Origin of the sequence: Gimesia maris, from assembly GCF_008298035.1 — a bacterium.
In the GTDB taxonomy this organism is placed as follows: Bacteria; Planctomycetota; Planctomycetia; order Planctomycetales; family Planctomycetaceae; genus Gimesia; species Gimesia maris.
Window position 1 is genome coordinate 5026279 of the sequence record NZ_CP042910.1, and the last position, 15923, is coordinate 5042201.

The window sequence follows — 15923 nt, forward strand, 5'->3', positions numbered from 1 at the left end:
CAGAGCATTTTTAAATTGCCTTAATCAATTGAATGGAAAGGCTTTACGGCTTCAAGCGGCTGAAATCCAGGCAGCGGTTCTCTGACTTCTGGTTCCGGTTGTATCTCCAGCACCGTCATCACAAAACCAAAGCAGTCATAGGAATCCTGCAACGCCACACGGGGACAGGGCACGACATACGTCTTCCCATTGGCTTGAATGCGCAGCTTGATTTTATCAGATTTAAGCCACCGCTTCTTGTCTTTTCCGGACTCAAACCAGGTACCGCTCAGAGACTCTTTTAACTCCCAGTGCCCCTGTGAATCTGTCACACAGGTGGCGCCGTCTGAGTTCATAAATACAAGTGTGACTTTTGCGCCCGTGACCGGTGTTTGATCGGCTCCCGCCAATACCTGGCCTTCCAGAAACAGATCGTAAAAATAACTGCAGCCCGGCAGAGCCAGCAGCGACAAGACCAGCATGAATGTCATCACTCGTGCAACCGCGTAACTGCGCAGCTCACGATTCAGCCAACAGTAAAGACGACGTCTTAAGGATCGATGAAATGTCTGAGACATGCTGGAACCTCACCCGAAAAAGATCAAGGAAGCAGATTCGCTTACTGCTTATGAGATCTGTTTCAGGCAGGATTTATTCCCGGTTATTTGAAGAGATCCTATTTTGCTATGGATTGTAAAACAACAGCTCAACTATGCAGTTCGTCGCCTTTACTTTTAAGTTCGTTCAATACATGGCTATAGACGCCCTGCTCGTCTGGGTGACGATAGTAGTCGGCAGGATGCAGCAAACCACCCTTTGATTGAATTTCGGCGACCACTTTCTCCATCCAGTCACAGAGAGAATCGGCAACCTGTACCACGCTGTCAGGACAATGATTCATGAACAGCACGCTCCCCTCCGGGTACTCCGATTTTTTCGTTGCGATGCAGGTAAAATCGCCATTACCAAAACTGTGGAACGTAATGAATCCCTGTACGTACTGCAGTGAATCCGCGTCGAACAGCTCTGCCGATAAGAGATCCATGCCGTTGGTAACAGCATAAAAGTCACACAGCTCCTGAGGCAGTGGTATGTTATCGATCAGGCTTTTCAGCTCATCCGCCGAAAGTGGGTCCTGCAATTGGACGGTAACCTCAAATTCGTCCTGATCTTCCGCCGTCAGATCCGAAATTCGCTCTAACAGTTCTTCGATGCGGATCATTGTTTTTGACCTTTCGTTGAAACAGGGGCCGTCTTCATTTCTTCTAACTCAATTTCGACAACGATAATGCCCCGCCCCGGAACGCGCACACTGAACTTTGAGCCCTGGGGATGAATGGCAACACTCGGGAAGTCAGTCAGCACTTTGACCGACTTAATTGGTTTCCTGACATCAATTTCAGGACGTGCATAACTCAGGGAGCGACTCTTGATCGCCAAGCGAATGCGTCCATCCGCCTGTTTCACTGGCATCAACGCCACCGCTCCCTGATCGGACGTGACGGTAATCGCCTGGGATACCTGTTGCAGTGTTTCGGCGCACGCTTTCAGGAAGCTCGGAGAAACTTTGCGATAAGTCAGATGAGTCCAGTAACTGCGGGGAGCGGTGATAACGGTTAGATCGCCCAGAGGCGTCTCTGCTTCATCCTGAATGATTTCTACTTCTGTGATCTCTGTTTCAGATCCAGTGCCATATACGCCACACCAGAGTTCATGGGGTGGATAAACATCGCTGAATTCAAAATCAGCGGACGGCAGTGACGCCACTTTACGCCCGATCAGAATGATTGGGCCTCCCTGGTATTGCATTACGCTTGCCAGTTCCTCAGCGGGCAGCAGATGTGGATTGGGGACGAGAATAGCGCCTTTCGCCTGCTTGAGATATTTTACATTAATCGTCGCCTGCATCGTCGCCCCGGCCCCCATCAGTTCTGCAACGAGACGATGCGTATTCCAGCTGCGTGTTTTAATGAAATCAGCCATTTGTGCGCGATACGCGGCGTCTGACCAGACAACCGTTACGCCGTCTGTGTGTAGTGGAGGTTGTGTAAAAGCGAGATCCCAGCGTTCCTGCAGCCACTGCCATTCTTCGCGGCTCAGGCCATCGCCCAGGCAGATCAGAAAACCGTCGGAACTGGGCTTGAGTGAGCCATCGGGCATAATGTGAAACACATTCGCCAGCGCTTGAATTTCCCGTTCCAGCACGGTGGGATGATGATGAATAGCGTCCCACTGCTCCACGACATCATGCACCGTCTGCAGGTTTATCAGTCGTGTATCGGGCAGAGCGGCTCTCATAAGCATCAGCATGGACAGGAAGTCATCGTGCCGATCGACGGCGGAAAGGCGCGGGTCCATCGCCAGGCTGGCGGCAACGGTCTCCACGATCACGCCATCAACGCCTGTCTGGGCAATTCGCTGATAATCAATGCCGTAACGATAGAGGGATTCAAACGGAGCCCGTCCCCAGGCAGAATTAATGACCGCCTGTTTCTGCCGGGCATGCAGGGCGTCCACCATCGTCGACCAGAACCGCGCCCAGCGATCTGCATAGAACTCACTCCATTCCGCCCGTTTGTGTTTCAGGATCCAGTCTCCCCGTGCCGTCAATTTGTCGGCATCGTATCCACATTCCTGTGTAACAATAGCCGGTAATTCCAGACCGGATGCCTTTTGAAACTGCTCGATCATATCGTCAGAATAAGATGTCAGGTGAATATTTCCTGAAAGTGGGCCAAATCCATCTGCACCATGCCAGCCATCGAAACCGTAGTCAGACAGCGTTTTGACCATCTGTGATGCAAAATAATCTTCGAAATAAGAGCCGTCATTCAGCCGGGCCAGACAATTCAATCCCCAGACTTTGCCATAGCCCTTCCAGACATGTAGGACTTCCAGATGATCGCTGATCCATTCGCGATGAGTCCTATCCCGCGTATACTTCGCAAAGGTGCTGAGAAAGACCTGTACGCCCTGCTTTTGTAAATTTTTAATGAGCGAGCGAAGTTGATAGCTCGTCCAGTCCTGACGTTTTCGCTCGCGGTTGAATTCATGTCCTTCTCGCGAACAGTACTCGGGATAGAGGGGGAAGTCCTGCTCCAGTCCAGGATGTGACAGTACAAAATCGGGGGAACCTATCAACAGGCATATCGAAGTGGGAGTGAATCCCGCTTTATCGAGATACTGTTGAACGCCATAATCGTCCTGCTGATTATCGAAGGCAATTAACTCGGTCCAGATCCAGCGTTCATACGCGCGAGATTCACTGGATTTTTCCTCAGCGGAAAGCGGGTTAATGGCGATGAATATCAAAGCAGCACAAATAGCGATTCGAAAGACAGATATTTTTTGCGGTAGCATGGAATGATCCCAGCAGTTGGATGGTCTAATTGGCAGGGGAAAACAGGTGAGACACAGTTTCCCTTAATTTTACAGCGATCACATCCAGACTGAAATCAGCGAAACCTGTTTTAGACTCTATTTTTCCGTTTTCCGGGAGAAGGACGGGCTTTCAATCCCGCTCTCGGAAATAGAACCTGTTTCCTGTGAAGCGAGAGCAACATTCGGGACTGTACCAGAACTGCGACTCACTTTCACGGCGGTCGCCGCCCCGCATTTAATCATCGGACGTTCGACCAAATGATACGAAAGGAATGCGACATAATAACTGATCACAACCGACACAACAGCCAGCAACAGACCGAGCATAACAGGATATGCAGCGGTAACAGTCGGACTGACGACAGCCAGCAAACCACAGGCGAGCCAGTACAGGATGATAAAATGATAGATATAGAATGAGTAAGACAACTGGCCGAGCTTGCGGACAAGCGGAACATCCAGGACACGGCTCAGCAGCGGGTTGGTTTTTCCGTCTGCAAGAATTGCGATCAGAAGTGTTGCAAAAACCGCTTCCATCAGAACTGCGCAGAACAGATTACCGGGCGAGAACACTGAGCGAGCCGATATTAAACAGGCAATGCTGATCAGAAACAGTGTATTCCAGGCTTTCAGACTGACAAGTTGATTCAGTTTCTCTATCAATGTGGGCAAGATCAGCCCCAGGTAAAATACATACCCATACATAAAATAGAGACTGCCCGGCAACAAGGCGCGGATCAGGCTGCAGACGATGAGCAGGAACAGAAAGAGCAGATTCAGTTTTGCGCCTGTACTTCGGCTGACAATATACGCCAGTGGAAACACTACGGACATGACCAGTTCCACCTTCAGTGTCCACGCAACCTGATTGAGATTGGTTTCGAAGAGTGTGTAATTGGCCAGTACATTATCGATGGTAATCGGATTCTGGTACCACTCTTTGAACCAGACTGAGGTATCAGGATACACAGTATAGGTGTGAAAGCAGGCGATTGAAAAAATGATCAGCGTCAGGCAGACCAGATACGCCGGGTAAATGCGAAACAGTCGTTTCACATAAAAAGCAAAGCACGTTCCCAGTGATTTTGACTTCCGGTCGAGTGACAGCCCCAGCACGTAACCGCTCAGAACAAAAAAGACCGTCACCGCGGCTCCGCCATTAAAGGGAATGAGCAACAGCCGCGTGATAAATGCCTGAGTTCCCTGCGTCTCCTGCAGCGGAGTCGCCCAGATCATCTCATTCTGATTCACAGCAAACACAATCAGACAATGGCTCACCGCAACCATCAGAGCAGCAATGCCCCGCAGTGATTCGAGTCTGGTAATAAACATGTTCTGATTCCGTCTGTCTGTGATCGAAGCTGTTACTCAGGTTGTTACCTCAGTTTAGCCAGCACCTCGGGGCAGACACAAACAGAAAAATGATGCAAAGCACGATTACAGGCTTGTTTTGAAGGATTCTTGCCTATTTCACAGGCTTCCCGTTACGTCGGTCAAACCGGAAGGGGTCGGTTGCATCATCTGTGATCGTCACTTTCAGGGGTGGTGCGATCCCGCCCTGATCGACTTCCACACGCAGCAGATTCTTCGCGGCAAACGGACGATCATAAATCCAGGTATGGCCGTCGCCATGGATGTAGAGGATCGGCTTTTGAAATGCTTTCGCTGTTTCACTCAACGGGTCGAAGAAGTCGTTGTGCGCTTTCACCGGTTTGGCGTGACCAAAAATGACCAGGCTGCTGACTTCGTTTCCGAAACGACGCAGATTACTCTGTACCCAGTTCAGATTGTCGGCATGGCGTTGCTTCCACTCCATAGAGTCGTGAATCCGTCCTCCCACCAGATTGATTCCGATAAATAATACATTGCCTTTCACGAAGGAAAAGTTCTCTTCCCGCTCCAGTTGCCGAAAGATCTTAAAAGAATGCTGCCAGCGGCGATCGAACCGCATGAAATACTGTTCCCAGAACTTCCATGCTTCCGCGGGATGGGCACAGTCATTCCATTCGTTGTCTCCCGGGATGATAAATACCGGTACGTTTGATTTTGCCAGCATCCCTGCGACTTTTTGATAAACGCCTTCATGACAGGGGGTACTTCCTGCTTTGATGTCTCCCACATGTACGACGAATTCCGCATCGTCTGGTAACTTCGTAATCTGTTCCGGCAGCAGGACATCTTCAGCCGGTTTGTAAGGGACGTCGCCCATCACATAAAAAGTGACCAGAGTTTTTGGCTCGCTACTTTGGGTAGCATCTTTCTGGGCAAAAGCGGTGGAACTGCACAGTAACAGGAGTCCCAGTGACAATATTCTGAATCGCATCGGTAATTCGGTCCTCAAGGGGGGGAAGTCAGGGAAGTGCCATTATTCATTTTTCAGTAGCAGGCATTCAAGAGCATGATGGGCGAGGTAGAAGACAGCAAGCGCCCCGGCATTAAAATCAGAATACGTTTCGAAAACTCATTTCAGCCAAACAGCTTTCTGGCCGTCGGATAGACGAAGACAAACCAGTATCCACTGAGAAAACTGATCGCTGAGAAAAAGGCACAAGCGGGATCGATCCTGTTTCCAAAGAGAGTAAACGCAATCATGATCACACCAATCGAAGTGATAGAACCTTTCCAGACATACTGCCAGGTAGGACAGTGTTCTGCAAGCTGCGTATGCCGTTCCTTTGATTCAAGGGATGGTTCGCCTTCAACCAGAGATTTCCCCTGATCTCCGTTCAAGCCCAGTTGAGTGAGGGTGATGACAAACGGTAAAAAGAAGAATCCCGCTATGAAGAACAGGATGACGGTTGCATTTTTAGAATTCAACATTCGAAGTAATGTATGCGTCTCGTCAAAGGTAGAGAAAGCCATGAGTGAGCTATACAGGAGTGCCAGGCCTCCGAAGAGGGAGAAAATATTTGTCATGAGATTTTCTGCCTGTTACTGAAACTGCATAAAGAACCGAGTGGAAGCATCGATTGCCAGAAACAGTAATACCAGAATCATCCACGTATTTACAAAGTAACTGAACCTCACTTTGCGCCGCTGTTCGACTGACAGGTGCTCTCCTCTGAACGCAATTTTTGCCAGCAGCAGGAGCGAATACAACTGCAGCGGAAAAAACATGATGCCATAGACGGCCATCTTCCAGGCTCTGTCGACCATTTGATTCAGATCGGAATCGGTGACTTCGGCATCGGCAGTTTCATCTTCTTCCCACTGCTCATCAAAGTCTCCTGTTTCGCCATCCAGACCCTTTGTGATGCGCCAATCCTCTTCGGTAATTGTTACCGGTTCATGGTCATGCACAACTTCGAATGCACGCGGCGCATCTGACTCGGCAACCTGCACTTTGATTCCGCCTATCGCGTTCCCCAGGTACCAGGCCATGCCGACAGCGACTTCATCCGACATAAACGAACGAATGCCTGCCGCCTCCAGTTCATTTTGAACCAGACTCGCTTCCACAGGTGAACTTAAAGTCGCTACGGTGATTAATTCATGGGACACAGGCTACTCTCCTGGAATGCTCAAGGCACTTTGACAATCACATTATCATAATGAATCGACTCTTTCGGCGTGACCAGACCAATCTTGTCTTTGGTCGCGTGTGCGATACCGGGTGACTGCAGGGAACCGATCAGCCTGCCATCGATGAAGGCCTGCATTAGATCCCCTTTAATACGGACGGTAACGGTATACCACTTGTCTTTTTCCAGCTTGACGGAAAAATCAGCCTGCGTCTTTTTCAGGATCGTCTGTTCTTCCGCCGTCAGCTTTTCTTTGGACCGGCGTTTTTTGAAGATCTCATTACTGAAGACACCGGTCTTACCATCACGGAGCGTCACCTTGGTGGGCGAGACCACCACGCGACAGAGGTGCCCCGCATGCGAGCCTTTAAACTTGTGTTGATTAAATGTCAGATTGGTAGAAGGAGAACCAGCGAACTTGAGATCAACGGTCAGTTCCGCATCGCTATAAGGTTTGGTCAACAACTGATGCACGGCGGCATGTCCGCCACCTTCGAGTTCGACTCCCTGCAGCACGCCGTCTTTGATCACTGACGAACTTTTATAGAGCGTCCACTGTTTGCCCAGTTCTGATTCAGAGAAGTCGTCCGTGAACAGCGTATGCTGATAATTATCGCCGCGAATGGCTTCCGGCGCACCCGCGAAGGTCGGGAAGGGAAAGAACAGACAAACCAATGTAAGCAGACACCGTTGACACGACATGTTGAGCACCTTTATTGAACGCCGGAGGGAGAGACTTTCAGAAACAACTTATTTTATCCCGATCAGAGACACTGTTCACTCCTGAAACCGAAAAAGGGGACAGTTTTCCGGAGGATATTTCATCAACTTCACCGCAACTAATACTGAGTCTCCTGCTAATCATCAACGTAATAGCTGATACAAAGGATCGTTTTTTTTAGTAGAAACTTCTGCGAACTCAGGCATACCCCTTCCTGGTCTGACAGTAACAAGAGAATTTGCTATGATAGGGGGGGAAGTAGCTTGTTATTTCAGCAAGCCACTTGATGCAGTGAGATTTTGAATAAACAGGGAAAAACTGGATTGAAACCAGATTCTGAAAAGGAAGCAGATTATGTGCACACGGGCGGTTTACCTGGGGCCGGAAGGCGAGACCGTGACTGGTCGAACCATGGACTGGAAAGAAGACCTGCAGAGCAATCTCTGGATTTTTCCGCGGGGGATGTCCCGCGACGGAGGGCTGGGAGACGCTTCATTAAGCTGGAACAGTCAATATGGCTCCGTCGTCGCCTCGCTCTATGAAGGCGGAACCGCGGATGGCATGAATGAAGCCGGACTGGTGGCCAATCTACTGTACCTGGTGGAATCAGAATACCCGGCCGACGACGATCCGCGGCCTGCGATTGTCATTTCCGCCTGGGCGCAGTATGTGCTGGACCAGTTTGCGACGGTCGAAGAGGCCGTCAGCGAACTGCGCAAAGAGACGTTCCGGATGGTGACGGTGGTGGCCCCCAATGGGGCCGCGGGAACGGTTCATCTCTCCCTCTCCGATCCTTCAGGCGACTCGGCCATTTTTGAATATATTGGGGGAGAGCTAAAGATCCACCATGGCCGTCAGCATCAGGTCATGACCAATTCTCCCGTTTTCGACGAGCAGATCGCCTTGAACAAATACTGGCAGCAGATTGGTGGAACGGTCATGCTGCCGGGCACCAACCGGGCAGCAGATCGGTTTGCCCGGGCCTCTTTTTATATCAATGCCTGTACGCAGACAGCCAACCCCCGTGAGGCCGCCGCCAGTGTTTTCAGCGTGATGCGGAATGTGAGTGTTCCCCGTGGAATCAGTACTCCCGATCAACCGAACATCTCTTCCACCATCTGGCGTACGGTCAGTGATCAGAAACACAAAATCTATTTCTACGAAGACACCGCCAGCCCGGGGATGGTCTGGGTTGATCTCAACCAGATCGATTTCAGCCCCGGTTCAGGCACACGAAAACTGACACTGGTAGGCAACTATAATCTCAGCGGCGATCAGACCGACCAGTTCCAGCCGGCAGAACCTTACCCTTTTATGGCACCTGCCTGAAAAAGTCTTGCGAGATCGATCACACACTGCGGACTGCCTGGAGTGCACCATCAATCTTCGACAGGGTGAATCTAGATGATCATCTGTTAGATTTCCGACACTGACCCGTCTCAATTATGTTACTGGATCGGAGGGAATCCGTGCTTTGCCCTGCCCCGCAGGGACAAATTCCAAAATAACCACCAGACCAGCAACTGTACTATTGACTAGACCCTTATCTCACAAATAAGCTTAAAACTGTCATCAGGATCCAGCGCCTTCAGATCCGTGGAACAGGTTCTCTCATCAAATTTCAGGTTATGATTATGAAACCAGTACAGACGCTGATTGCCTGTCTGATTCTCGCTCAGTGTAGTATTTCTCTGAAGCTCCAGGATACCAATGCCGCCGATTCAGAGATCAAACCGATCAAGTTCAGCCTGGAACGCAAGAAACGGGGCAGCACCGAGACCACATGCCGCCTGCCCCCCGGCCCACCCGGAACCGTTGGTTCTGTAGATGGCACGCCCGTTTTCGGTCTGGAATATTTGAGTAGCCATTACCTGGCCGGCGGTGCGCAGAAGGAACCCGGTCCTTTATCGCGTGAACTGGTGCGCCAGGCACTTCTGATCGCCGCACGCGAGCACCTGGGCTGTCGCACGCGCGATGCACTGCTGGGAGAATCGTTACCCGAAAATCCATTGCCTCAGTTTGGACGAATCGGAGTCGTCTCATCAACTTACTGGCCTGGTGGATCGAAAGGATATCTCGTCTTTGGTCTTGCCATCTATCAGGAAAAAGGGGACGAACGTCAGTTTCTGCTGGAGAAAAATTTCAAGATTGATGGGAAGGAACCTGATATCCTGCCTCAAATGGCAGAAGTGATGGCGACCGCATCCCGCGAGGACTTTCCGGCTCTTCTTAAAAAACTGGGAATTCCAGAACGCCCTCTGGTGAAATCCAAGTTTGCCAGGATTCCAGAATCCTTGCTCAAAGATCAGTACAAGTTCGATTATATAACCCAGTACCAGATCATTAGAGGCCTGCATCAGTTTCTCGATGAAAACGGACCTGACTGGAAAGCCTATCTACAACTGGCACAAGCGTATGGGCACCTGGGAGTTCTGACGGAATTTTACTGGAGCGATTTCAGTTCCGTCTGTAAAGCACGGGGAATGCTCTATGCACTCCGTGCGAAAGGAGTCGCCTCCACACCTGCGACCGAATATGAAGCCTTTGCCAGAACTCATCTAGGCACCCGCACTGCCGGCCAGGCCATTCCCCAGGCGACCGTCCTGCTGGCGTATCTGCAGGCCATTTACGGTCGCCATGCCGACGCAGCTGAGACCCTGGCTGAGTATGAAACAGCTGTCAAAGAGGGACGCTGGAAGCCGGTGACTGCCATGCAGGCCCCCCTGTATTATGCCAAAGCGATCGCCGACTACGATCTGGAAGCGTTAAGAAAACCTCGGGAGACTACTGCACCGCACCTCGGGCCTTTCTATCTGGCTGCGTTGTTTGAAGCGTCCGGCCTGTCCAGCCAGACACTGACCAATTATCTGGAGGCGCTGGGAAAAAATCCGGACTGTCTGCGACTCAGTGATGGCCTGTCCCTGGGCCGCACCGTGGGACATATGCGAATTTCGTCTGATATACTCCGACAGAATACGATTCTACTGCTCCTGCAAAAAATACCTGATTTGAACATGATTTCCCCTGACATCAAATCAGCGTTAACTGCTTATACACAGAAAGCGTCAACGAACCAGGAAATTGCTGCCCGGGAGGAGCTGATGAACGGGCTGAATCAACTGGCGGCAGAAAAGGAATCCAAACGGGAGTTTACCAGCGCAGTACTGGCTCACATGCTGCTGGAACGAAGCTTCACAAATGCCGAAGTGACCGTAGATATGGCACGAAACTATGTCGGCTTCGACCCCACGCCGACCATTGAATTTTACAAGTCGATCTGTCGCACACATCAATTCTACAATCTGATTCAATTACAACAGACGAATTCGAACCAGGTAATGGCTTTACTGAATCAGGTTAATCAGTCTCTTCCCAGTCCCCCGGCTCCCGCGTTTCGACATAAGCAGGTCCTGGCCCCCATGGTCAGAGTCGGGATGCAGATGGCACAACTCCCCATGATGGCCACCAATTCACGATTTGGGCAGATTGACTATACCTATTCCAGCCTGTTCTCCCTGCGCCAGGTCTCTGATCAGTATTATGTGGAAAGGGATTTCGATGACATGCCCGCTATCAGTCCAAAATCGGAAGCTGCCCAGCTGGTCATCATCGATAATAAGAAATCGACTCCAGAAGAATTGCAGGCACTGGAGAAAAAATACCCCGAGTCCGTGATGATTTTCGCTGCACTCGCTGACCGCTATCAGAAACCTTCAAAAGATAAAGATAAGGAAACGAGAGAACAGGATCTGCAACGGGTATTAGCACATCTCACAACGATTTCCCAGGATGACGACTACTATTCTCATCTGGCTTACCTGTACCAGAAACAGAACAAAGAGGAAGAGTGGGTCAAGCTGACCCGAAAGATGCTGGAACTGCCAAGTCCGTCTTTAAAAACGGTTCACTGGGAACTACAACTCGCTTACTGGCATGCCAGAAGAGACGAGAAGGACAAAGCGTTCGAGCACGCGGAACATGCCTTTCGCTCAGGCTCTACCGACTCGTTTCAATGTCTGATTGCCCTGCATTCAAAATATGGGGATTTCGAGACAGCCAACAAGATCTTTTCAGACTCGGCAGACCGCTACAGCTCACAAACAGCTGAATGGTTGCGCTGGTGTCTGTGTCATAACAAGGGAGATGCCAAAGCAGCACAGAATAAGCTGGAAGCTTATTTCCAGAGTGTGAATGCGCATTCGACTCCCGGTTATCAGACGATGCTGTTTCATTTTTATTCAATTATCAATGAGCCGCAGAAAGCATCGGTCGCGCTGATGACTACTCGTGATTTATCGCGAATCTCACCGGCCACATTACTGCTGGGAAGCTGTATGGCCGATCAGACCGGTAACAAGGCAGAACGCGATCGCCTGCTGCAGGCAACCGTCGATTTAGAAAAGAATCCCGTGATGGCCAGAGATTATGCGGTCTGGATTGAATATGCGAAAAAACTACAGATTTTTCTCAAACGACCGGACAAACGCAAACTGAATATGAAAATAGTCACAGACCTGACAAAAGAATCGCACAGCGATATCCGCCAGAATCTGGAACTGGTCTCAGCCTACTTCCTGGCAACAAACCAACTGGTCAACGAAGCCACCCCTTTACTGCTGCACTCTGCTGTCATGCTGAAAGACTTCCCTCTCACGGCGAACGTATTAAGCAGACAGGTACTCAGAAAACAGGGAATGACTATCGGCCCCGGGAATGAAGGGTTAACTAAAACAGACTGAGAGGTTTGTGTCATAATATAGTGTAGCGTTTCGAGGTCTCCTGCTGTAAATCGATTCCCGGCAAGGCAACAGCTATGATCCTGAACCGCGCGGGTCAGGAATCGAATCCTCGATAGCCTATCTGAATCACTTCTGCTCGTTTATTGTACAAGAGCCGCAGCGGCAAAAGCACCATCGACCACACCATCGGTCACACGCAAATCCGTGTTCGGCCTTAAAAACCCATCATAGGTGTAAGATTTTTTAATCTTCACATAAGTGTTTTTATCTCCCCCCCAATGGGAATCGATAACCTCACACACGGCCCAGCCGATCACATGGAATTCCACACCACTCCCATTTCCCATGACGGAATCATAAACGGGAATCAACTTCGTCTTCCCTTCCGCAGCCATGACAGCCGACTTCATACCACTTGAGATTCCCGGATCACCATTCAGATACAATGGCCGGGCACTGTCGATATATTCGGTCGAATCATTTCGTCCTTCTGCAGCAAGTGCATCCAGGTCTTCCTGGCGTAATCCGACTTCAATCTGATCCCGGATGTCGGAAGTACTGTTGTAGGACTTGCCGATGTCACAGGTCCCCCAGTTGCCAGGTATTTCTGCTCCAATATTATCTTCCAGTCTGCCATCGCCATAAATTGTCCAGACTTCGCCCGGCTCTGTGGAATCCCACTGTGCTTTGGGAATCGTGAATGGCATGACACCGACACCGGGCGCCAGCAGACTCCCTTTCTGCAGGATTGCCGTCGAAGTGGCATTCAGGTCTGATTCATTAATTCCCAGCAACCGGGCGAAAAACAGTGATACAGGTGAGTTTGCCTGTGTGTCAAAGCGGAGCGTGACCCGCACGGTATCAAAGGTGCCCCAGTCGAGAATTGTAAAGTTATCATAGACTGATTCGGGATTGTAGCGTCCGATCTGAATATCAGAATCGAGCACCTGAAATCCCTCAATTTCTCCGATGTTCAAATCCGCATACTGACGCAGTGTCGCCCGCACTTTTGACAGGTCCTGAGTCCCATTTGCATCGGGAATCAAATCCCGTACTGCCGCCAGCACTGCAGCATCTGCGGCGCGTTGCAGGTCGGCCCGCTTCTTAAGTAGATAGCCATAGTCAACCGCGAACGCGACCATTCCCAGCAGAGGAACCAGCATGATCGCAGTAAATACAGCAATGGCTCCCCGGCGATGATTTTGTTGTTTCAGTCCCGTTTGATTCGCATACCTTCGATCCGGCATCGGTTTGTCCCCTGGATAGTCTGTGATGTGAGAGATCTTGTTGAGAAATGTTTATTCGCGACGCATGACAGTTGTCGTTTCAATGGAAACGCCATTCAGTCCGGCAAAACCAGACAGCCAGCGTACTGAATTGAACTGAAAGATAACCTGCACAGAAACCGCGGAACCGGAGGGAACCGTTTCCAGATTTCCATTTGGAATGTTTGCCTCTAAGTAATCACGCACGTTTACGGTTAATGCACTGCCGATTTCTCCCGAAGCCTGATTGGGAAACTGGCTGGTAAAATAATTCAGCACCGACTGCTCAACTTCGGACTGATTTTTCACGTTATTTTGAGAAGCACGACGTGCCCCTTCGTATGAAGCATCATTGACCAGTTGCGCCACATTCACATATTGACTGACATCCATCGTCCCCATGGCGATCATGACTAAAAGTGGTACTACTAAGGCTGATTCTACTGCCGCCACTCCACGGCGTTCGGAATACGATTTCTGTATTTTGCGTTTTTGATGTTCGTACATGGTGCCGGACTTCCTCTACTCGAAATGAAAATCAGTCATTCCCGCTTCATAATTGCCTGTCCCTGCAATACAGTATTTTGCAGGAAACCAGGAACTAACCATGAAATATCCGAGTAGTTCACTTCTACTCGGGCTGTGATTTCGACTCCGGATGTCATTCCGGACAGATTTTCAGGAGTGATTGTGACGCGACATTTTTCGACATCCTGGGAATTGGATATTGCGGACTGTAGAAATCTGCGGATTGTCGCCTCGGCATCTTCGTGAGTCAGCGTACTGGTCAGTGCTGCGCGGCGGCATCCCGCCCGGGCGGCATCGGAGAGAGCCTGTTTGACCATTCCCATGCGAACAAATTCTACCAGCCCGAACACAAGGAGAATAAAGAGAGGAAAAACTACCGCCATCTCAACCAGAGTCGTTCCGCGCGGTGAATTCGAGCAAAGCAGACGGCGTTTCGAAAGCTGAAGTCTTTGCATAGCCTGTATCTCACTTTCTGATGAATGGCTCTACATAAACTTAACCCATTTCTCAAAGTTGGCTGAGAATTTATAACGATTTATCGGCCTGGGCAGATTTTTCGAGCAGGTTGAGGGGTTGCAACAATTATGCAGCCCACTGTTTGTCGAGCTCCGACCCTGATTGTGCAAAGCACTATACATCAGCAACTTATAAACAGAATCAACACTGTGAAACAGGTGTGAACTGACATAATTGTTTTTTATGGAAGAGGATCCCTGGACTGCTGCAGGATCAATTTACGCTGTTCCAGTCCTTCTGAAGTCACCTGAGTATTTTTGAGATAAACGTTTTTCAGTCGGGGAAGCCCCTGCAGATAAACAAGGCCTGCATCGGTCACTTGTGTCCCACTCAAATTAAGAGCATCCAAGAGAGGCAGACCTGAAAGATGTACCAGTCCGGCGTCCGATATCTGTGTATCCTGCAGTTCCAGTCTTATCAAGGTTTTGAATGATTTGAGATGGCTCATACTTGAATCATTTATCAGCGAGCCATTCAATTTGAGGCAATACAGCTTCGGCAGGGATGACAGTTCAGATAATCCTGTGCCTGTCACCTGGGTTTGTTCCAGCTGCAATATTATTAGCTGCGGCAAGTCTCTTAAATGAACCAGGCCCGCGTCGCTGATACTGGTTTGATTTAAATTGAGTACGCGCAGAGCTGAAAAACAATTCACCTGTTTTAACCCGGCATTCGTAACAGCCGTTCCCTGCAGATTTAACCAGGTCAGGTTCGTCAGCCCCTGTAAATGTGCCAGACCAGAGCCACTCACTGGTGTGTAGAACAGGTCCAGATGATTAAGCTGTGACAGTTCTTTTAGATGAACCAGGCCATCATCACTGACGCTTGTATTCCAGAGCATCAATCTTTTGAGTCGGTGAAAACGCTTCAAGTGAACCAGACCTGTATTACTGAGACCTTTTCCACTCAAAGAAATTCTTTCCAGGTTCGGAAAATCATTCAGCCAGACCAGGTCACTGTCCTGCGTCACATCCAAACTGATTGATTCCACCTCATCGAACGACTTCATCTGATTTTTGTCGCGATTCTGCCGTATGACATTTTCCCAGTTAGAAGGGAAAACGGTATATTCAAAAGTGGGTTGTTCATAATCAATTGTACCGTCCAAAGCTGCGATATGGAAAAGTGTTCGATATCTGAGTATCAACGGTGTCGCAATGAACGTCAGTACCAGCAGTGACAGGCCGCTAACACCCCAAAACCAGCGGGAACGCAGTGTACGTTTCAGAATGCCATGCAAAGTAGGATCGGCAGCATGATTCATCGATCGAAA

14 protein-coding genes are annotated in these 15923 nt (G+C 49.8%); 2 read left to right on the forward strand and 12 right to left on the reverse strand.

Annotated features, from left to right (window positions below):
* Positions 1–20 precede the first annotated feature (20 nt).
* The 8 genes from GmarT_RS18480 to GmarT_RS18515 form a co-directional block, all read right to left on the reverse strand.
* Positions 21–557, reverse strand: coding sequence for a hypothetical protein (locus GmarT_RS18480; RefSeq protein ID WP_002646363.1), 537 nt, complete (start codon positions 555–557; stop codon positions 21–23).
* 128 nt (positions 558–685) lie between these two features.
* A complete protein-coding gene (locus GmarT_RS18485) occupies positions 686–1201 on the reverse strand; it encodes an SMI1/KNR4 family protein (protein ID WP_002646361.1) in 516 nt (171 codons plus the stop codon).
* Positions 1198–3339 (reverse strand): hypothetical protein, encoded by a 2142-nt coding sequence (locus GmarT_RS18490; RefSeq protein ID WP_002646360.1) that lies wholly within the window; start codon positions 3337–3339, stop codon positions 1198–1200. The genes GmarT_RS18485 and GmarT_RS18490 overlap by 4 nt, the downstream gene beginning before the upstream one ends.
* 117 nt (positions 3340–3456) lie before the next feature.
* Positions 3457–4692 (reverse strand): acyltransferase family protein, encoded by a 1236-nt coding sequence (locus GmarT_RS18495; RefSeq protein ID WP_002646359.1) that lies wholly within the window; start codon positions 4690–4692, stop codon positions 3457–3459.
* A 133-nt stretch (positions 4693–4825) separates the two neighbouring features.
* Positions 4826–5683, reverse strand: a complete 858-nt coding sequence (locus GmarT_RS18500) for a hypothetical protein (protein ID WP_002646358.1) — start codon at positions 5681–5683, stop codon at positions 4826–4828.
* Between the two features lie 143 nt (positions 5684–5826).
* Positions 5827–6276 (reverse strand): hypothetical protein, encoded by a 450-nt coding sequence (locus GmarT_RS18505; protein WP_002646357.1) that lies wholly within the window; start codon positions 6274–6276, stop codon positions 5827–5829.
* Positions 6277–6291: 15 nt separating this feature from the next.
* Positions 6292–6861, reverse strand: coding sequence for a putative signal transducing protein (locus GmarT_RS18510; protein WP_002646356.1), 570 nt, complete (start codon positions 6859–6861; stop codon positions 6292–6294).
* 20 nt (positions 6862–6881) lie between these two features.
* Positions 6882–7583: a 3-keto-alpha-glucoside-1,2-lyase-like domain-containing protein gene (locus GmarT_RS18515; protein WP_002646355.1), complete on the reverse strand. Its 702-nt coding sequence runs from the start codon at positions 7581–7583 to the stop codon at positions 6882–6884.
* A 373-nt stretch (positions 7584–7956) separates the two neighbouring features.
* On the opposite strand from GmarT_RS18515, the gene GmarT_RS18520 reads away from it, so the two are divergent.
* On the forward strand, positions 7957–8931 hold the full coding sequence (locus GmarT_RS18520; RefSeq protein WP_002646354.1) for a linear amide C-N hydrolase: 975 nt from the start codon (positions 7957–7959) through the stop codon (positions 8929–8931).
* 305 nt (positions 8932–9236) lie between these two features.
* Positions 9237–12341: a tetratricopeptide repeat protein gene (locus GmarT_RS18525; RefSeq protein WP_044237720.1), complete on the forward strand. Its 3105-nt coding sequence runs from the start codon at positions 9237–9239 to the stop codon at positions 12339–12341.
* A gap of 140 nt (positions 12342–12481) precedes the next feature.
* On the opposite strand, the gene GmarT_RS18530 is transcribed toward GmarT_RS18525, so the two are convergent.
* The 4 genes from GmarT_RS18530 to GmarT_RS18545 form a co-directional block, all read right to left on the reverse strand.
* Entirely contained in the window at positions 12482–13588 is a 1107-nt protein-coding gene (locus tag GmarT_RS18530) for a pilus assembly protein TadG-related protein (protein ID WP_002646352.1), read from the reverse strand.
* Positions 13589–13639: 51 nt separating this feature from the next.
* A complete protein-coding gene (locus GmarT_RS18535; protein WP_002646351.1) occupies positions 13640–14113 on the reverse strand; it encodes a TadE/TadG family type IV pilus assembly protein in 474 nt (157 codons plus the stop codon).
* Positions 14114–14148: 35 nt separating this feature from the next.
* A complete protein-coding gene (locus GmarT_RS18540) occupies positions 14149–14589 on the reverse strand; it encodes a TadE family protein (protein WP_002646350.1) in 441 nt (146 codons plus the stop codon).
* A 242-nt stretch (positions 14590–14831) separates the two neighbouring features.
* Positions 14832–15914: a leucine-rich repeat domain-containing protein gene (locus tag GmarT_RS18545; RefSeq protein WP_002646349.1), complete on the reverse strand. Its 1083-nt coding sequence runs from the start codon at positions 15912–15914 to the stop codon at positions 14832–14834.
* Positions 15915–15923: the final 9 nt, after the last annotated feature.

Bases quoted from the DNA above. Each gene is read 5' to 3' on its own strand.
- GmarT_RS18480 (WP_002646363.1), bottom strand. From the start codon at position 557: ATGTCTCAGACATTTCATCGATCCTTAAGACGTCGTCTTTACTGTTGG.
- GmarT_RS18485 (WP_002646361.1), bottom strand. From the start codon at position 1,201: ATGATCCGCATCGAAGAACTGTTAGAGCGAATTTCGGATCTGACGGCG.
- GmarT_RS18490 (WP_002646360.1), bottom strand. From the start codon at position 3,339: ATGCTACCGCAAAAAATATCTGTCTTTCGAATCGCTATTTGTGCTGCT.
- GmarT_RS18495 (WP_002646359.1), bottom strand. From the start codon at position 4,692: ATGTTTATTACCAGACTCGAATCACTGCGGGGCATTGCTGCTCTGATG.
- GmarT_RS18500 (WP_002646358.1), bottom strand. From the start codon at position 5,683: ATGCGATTCAGAATATTGTCACTGGGACTCCTGTTACTGTGCAGTTCC.
- GmarT_RS18505 (WP_002646357.1), bottom strand. From the start codon at position 6,276: ATGACAAATATTTTCTCCCTCTTCGGAGGCCTGGCACTCCTGTATAGC.
- GmarT_RS18515 (WP_002646355.1), bottom strand. From the start codon at position 7,583: ATGTCGTGTCAACGGTGTCTGCTTACATTGGTTTGTCTGTTCTTTCCC.
- GmarT_RS18520 (WP_002646354.1), top strand. From the start codon at position 7,957: ATGTGCACACGGGCGGTTTACCTGGGGCCGGAAGGCGAGACCGTGACT.
- GmarT_RS18525 (WP_044237720.1), top strand. From the start codon at position 9,237: ATGAAACCAGTACAGACGCTGATTGCCTGTCTGATTCTCGCTCAGTGT.
- GmarT_RS18530 (WP_002646352.1), bottom strand. From the start codon at position 13,588: ATGCCGGATCGAAGGTATGCGAATCAAACGGGACTGAAACAACAAAAT.
- GmarT_RS18535 (WP_002646351.1), bottom strand. From the start codon at position 14,113: ATGTACGAACATCAAAAACGCAAAATACAGAAATCGTATTCCGAACGC.
- GmarT_RS18540 (WP_002646350.1), bottom strand. From the start codon at position 14,589: ATGCAAAGACTTCAGCTTTCGAAACGCCGTCTGCTTTGCTCGAATTCA.
- GmarT_RS18545 (WP_002646349.1), bottom strand. From the start codon at position 15,914: ATGAATCATGCTGCCGATCCTACTTTGCATGGCATTCTGAAACGTACA.